This window comes from Moorena sp. SIO4A5, from assembly GCF_010672005.1.
In the GTDB taxonomy this organism is placed as follows: domain Bacteria; phylum Cyanobacteriota; class Cyanobacteriia; order Cyanobacteriales; family Coleofasciculaceae; genus Moorena.
Genome location: NZ_JAAHHZ010000512.1, coordinates 1 through 3,462 on the forward strand (window position 1 = coordinate 1; position 3,462 = coordinate 3,462).

At 38.6% G+C, this 3,462-nt stretch carries 5 protein-coding genes; 2 read left to right on the forward strand and 3 right to left on the reverse strand.

Features of this window, described 5'->3' with window-relative positions:
• Positions 1-108: 108 nt before the first annotated feature.
• Positions 109-285: a hypothetical protein gene (locus F6K57_RS40145; protein ID WP_158069878.1), complete on the reverse strand. Its 177-nt coding sequence runs from the start codon at positions 283-285 to the stop codon at positions 109-111.
• A 28-nt stretch (positions 286-313) separates the two neighbouring features.
• Here F6K57_RS40145 and F6K57_RS40150 point away from each other — a divergent pair, with 28 nt between their 5' ends.
• Both F6K57_RS40150 and F6K57_RS40155 read left to right on the forward strand, forming a co-directional pair.
• Complete coding sequence (locus F6K57_RS40150) at positions 314-1,462, forward strand: hypothetical protein (protein ID WP_293074452.1); 1,149 nt, start codon at positions 314-316, stop codon at positions 1,460-1,462.
• A gap of 395 nt (positions 1,463-1,857) precedes the next feature.
• Complete coding sequence (locus F6K57_RS40155) at positions 1,858-2,100, forward strand: NfeD family protein (RefSeq protein WP_075905515.1); 243 nt, start codon at positions 1,858-1,860, stop codon at positions 2,098-2,100.
• A gap of 33 nt (positions 2,101-2,133) precedes the next feature.
• On the opposite strand, the gene F6K57_RS40160 is transcribed toward F6K57_RS40155, so the two are convergent.
• On the reverse strand, positions 2,134-2,352 hold the full coding sequence (locus F6K57_RS40160; protein ID WP_075905517.1) for a hypothetical protein: 219 nt from the start codon (positions 2,350-2,352) through the stop codon (positions 2,134-2,136).
• Between the two features lie 213 nt (positions 2,353-2,565).
• Positions 2,566-3,462, reverse strand: an 897-nt coding sequence (locus F6K57_RS40165; RefSeq protein WP_293074457.1) for a transposase family protein, incomplete at its 5' end; no start/stop codon positions are given.

A 3,462-nucleotide genomic window follows, 5' to 3' on the forward strand; every position in this document is an offset into this window, starting at 1 on the left:
ATGATTGCCCTTTTCCTTTCCTAATCAAACAGCATCAAACTTTCAGAATTCAGCCGTCAGCATTCAGCCGTCAGCCTAATGCTTAAAATAAACCTTAAACAGGAGAATTTAATAGTTCGAGATTTTATCCAATTGCCAGTCTGGATAAAAGTCTTTGGCCAAGGTCAATGGCCAATGGCTGAAAACTGATAGCTGTTCGCGTAGCGTGCGCGTAGCGCATAAACTGATATCTGACAGCTGAATGCTTACTTTTTCAGTTACAATTTTTATGTAACTATTAACCAATAATTATAAGTATTCAACCCAACTCGATATGATGGAAAGCACAGACTTGATCAATCAAAACCCAAGGTCGCCGATTCTCGTAAAAATGCCTGGAGAAGATGGGTCAACTGGGTCAACTATTGATCAAAGTATGCCCACAGAGGTAGCGATTGAGCATGGTGTGAATACCTTGGTTAATGACGTAGTGGATCAAGCCTTAGTGCAGGTTAAAAGTAACCAAGAACTGCAATTAGTGCGGGAAAAGGTTGCTACGGTGATGGGAGATACCCTTAAGGAAATAGCTGCTGAACACCCTCAATGTCAAAGCCCACTGGCAACAGGTGTTAGCCCAATGAATAATAATAATACTAATACTAATAATAGTGCAGTTGAGTGTGGTATCAGTGGGGCAAAGCAAGTTCAAGAGCTAGGCTTTACTGAGTTTACTGCTGGGCTGATCAACAGTGCATTCGACGCTATCATGGGTGCAACTATCAAGCAGATGGAAGCCTATCGGGAACTTGTAGCCAATCTCGCTAAAACTCTGGCTCAGTTCCAGGCTGAGAATGTCTCTGATGCCCAAATTACTGACCATCTTGTCCAACACTACCCTGATGGTCAGGGAGGTACAGTTGTGCGTCCCAACTATACCTTTAAAACTATCCCTGCTAACCCCAACACTGGTACTCAAGAAAAGCCAGCCAATCACCTCTTAAGGGAAGTAGCTCAAGCTCTAGAAGCTGAAACCATTAATCTTACAAATCCTCTGACACTTACCATCCAAGAGAATCAGGAGAGATTCTTCACTAGCCAAGTCCAAGAGATTCGCTCGAAAATTGGTGAGTTACTAGCGACTAATATGATAGAGCATCTGCGGGCAATAGCACGGGAAGGAATGGCACGGATTGTAGTAACTGATGGGGAAATTGTCTCGAAGCTCACCTTCAATGTGACTGCTACTGAAGAACAAACAACAGGAAAAAACCAGTATCAGTATCAAGAAACCAACCCTTACATCAGAGGTCGTGCGGTAGCAGGATCGGGTAACGTTTCTGCTGGTACTAGTCACAATAAACTCACGGTTAAGCCAGTGAATGAGAGTTCATTCGATGCAGTGACTATGAGTACAGACATCATTGGTCAGGTTAAGATTCGCTTTAGGACTGAAACATTTCCACCAGTGGACAGGAATGGATAATATCGAGTTCGGTTGACTACTGATCAATCTTGAATGTTCATTAATTAACAATTAACAATTATCCCTCTTTTCCGGATTTTTGCCTTGATTCGGATATAATCCGTCATGGTTTACCGAATATGCTGATTATACCTACTTCCACTCAAGCACAGAATTTTGTACGCTTCACCACACTCCTTTTTACCTTTTGATTGACTTTATTTTCAAATTACTCATAATTCTCTCCAAAGTCACTGATAAGTTAATATAGCAGTTCTCAATCGGGTGAGGTACTTTCGTTATTGGTTAAGGAAGAAAATTTAGATGTACCTCACGCTTACTAGGAAACGCTATACATCACTATCTCAAGATTAAGCAGATCTCAGTAGAATTGCTGTATTGATAGATAACTAACAATGTTTAAACTATTTCGGTGTCATCAAGCCCAAACCTCCCCTAGCCAAACCCTTAACCGTTGGCAAGGAGAAGCTACTGTTAAAGTTGCCATACAACCCAATCAAAGCGGACGTGTACACTTCCGAGCCAGCTACTGGAATGCTAAATGTCCACAAGCCATCACTCTCAACCCTGGGGATATTGTTGAAGTAACTGGGATTGATAACATTACCCTGATTGTAGAACCTAGTTCTTTGAATTAAATCAGTGTATCAATACCGTAGAGTGTACTATTTCTAAAGTTTGCAAATCCCTTTCAAAACTTGGAGTATAACCATGGCGCGATCGCTTTCAAACAAGTTTAAAATCGGCATATATTGATAAGTTTGGGGATTACCCTGATGGATATAAACAAACTGATAAACCAGACCATTAGTGGCTAATCCCCAAACAAATTCTTGATGCTCTAGGCTGTTGAAAGCATAAGTCAGTAATTGCGGTAAACCTGTAGACATCTCCAATAATCTGTAATCAAGTCACAGCAATCAAACTAAGGGGGTCAATAACTGATTCAAAATTTAGCCATAGGAACCATTTCATCAGGTTTTGGAGTCTCATTATCCAAATTTGGAGTAAAATTATGAGTCATTACAATGTCAATTACTTGACCACATTCAGCCGATTCTATTATTTTTAAAATTAGAGAGCCAATGTCTTGATGCAGTCGCTCATGGGGGAAACCCCCAAGACCGCGCTGCATCGCTTCTTAATCTTACTAAGCCACAAACAGTTAATATTACCGATTCATAACGCTTTTTAGTTAAACGAAATCTTTCTTGAATAATTTTAACTATTTTCACTCTTCTGATCAAATGCTCTACGAAAATTCGCGATTTTGATAAAAGTTTATTATCGGCTTTCTGTGAATCAGTTAATTCTCCATTTTTAGGTTTCTTAGACGGAGTAGTTATTTGCGCTTCTCCTACATAAGCTTTATCTCCACTAAAAAATTGGTGTTCATCAAATTTATTTAAAGTTTGGCGACATATTTTAATGTCACTCATTGGCCCTGGTTTTCCCACAACTACATCAAGAATTTCTTGTCCTTTTGGTAAAACCACAAACTGACTTTTAAAAGTATGTCTTTTTTGTTTACCTGAATAATAGTTCTTTTGGGTTTGGTAGTCTAAAGGTCTCTCGATGACTTGCTCTGAACTATCTACTATCAATTCATAGTTGGTTAATTCTTCCTTAATCTGTTCTACTTCTTCCGGGAACTTTTTTACTTGTTCTAACCGACTTGGTGGTAAGGCTTCTTGAAATATTTTTTGCCAATAATTAAATAAGTTATGAGCCGTTGACTCGCTTACTTTAAAAAGCAAACCTAAAAGTTGAAAACTTAAGTTATGCCTCAGATAAACTAACATCAAAATTAGTTGTTCTTCCTCAGATAATTTGGGATGATTACCACCTCCTGCTTTAATAAGTCTAATTTTAGTTTTTTCATTCTCTTGTTGTTTTTCTTTAGCTATAAGCTTTCCTTGCTCTATCAGTTTTATTAATTGCTCATAATTAATTCCTAATAACCTTTTTGTTTGTTTAGGGTGTTTTTGAATATATTCCCA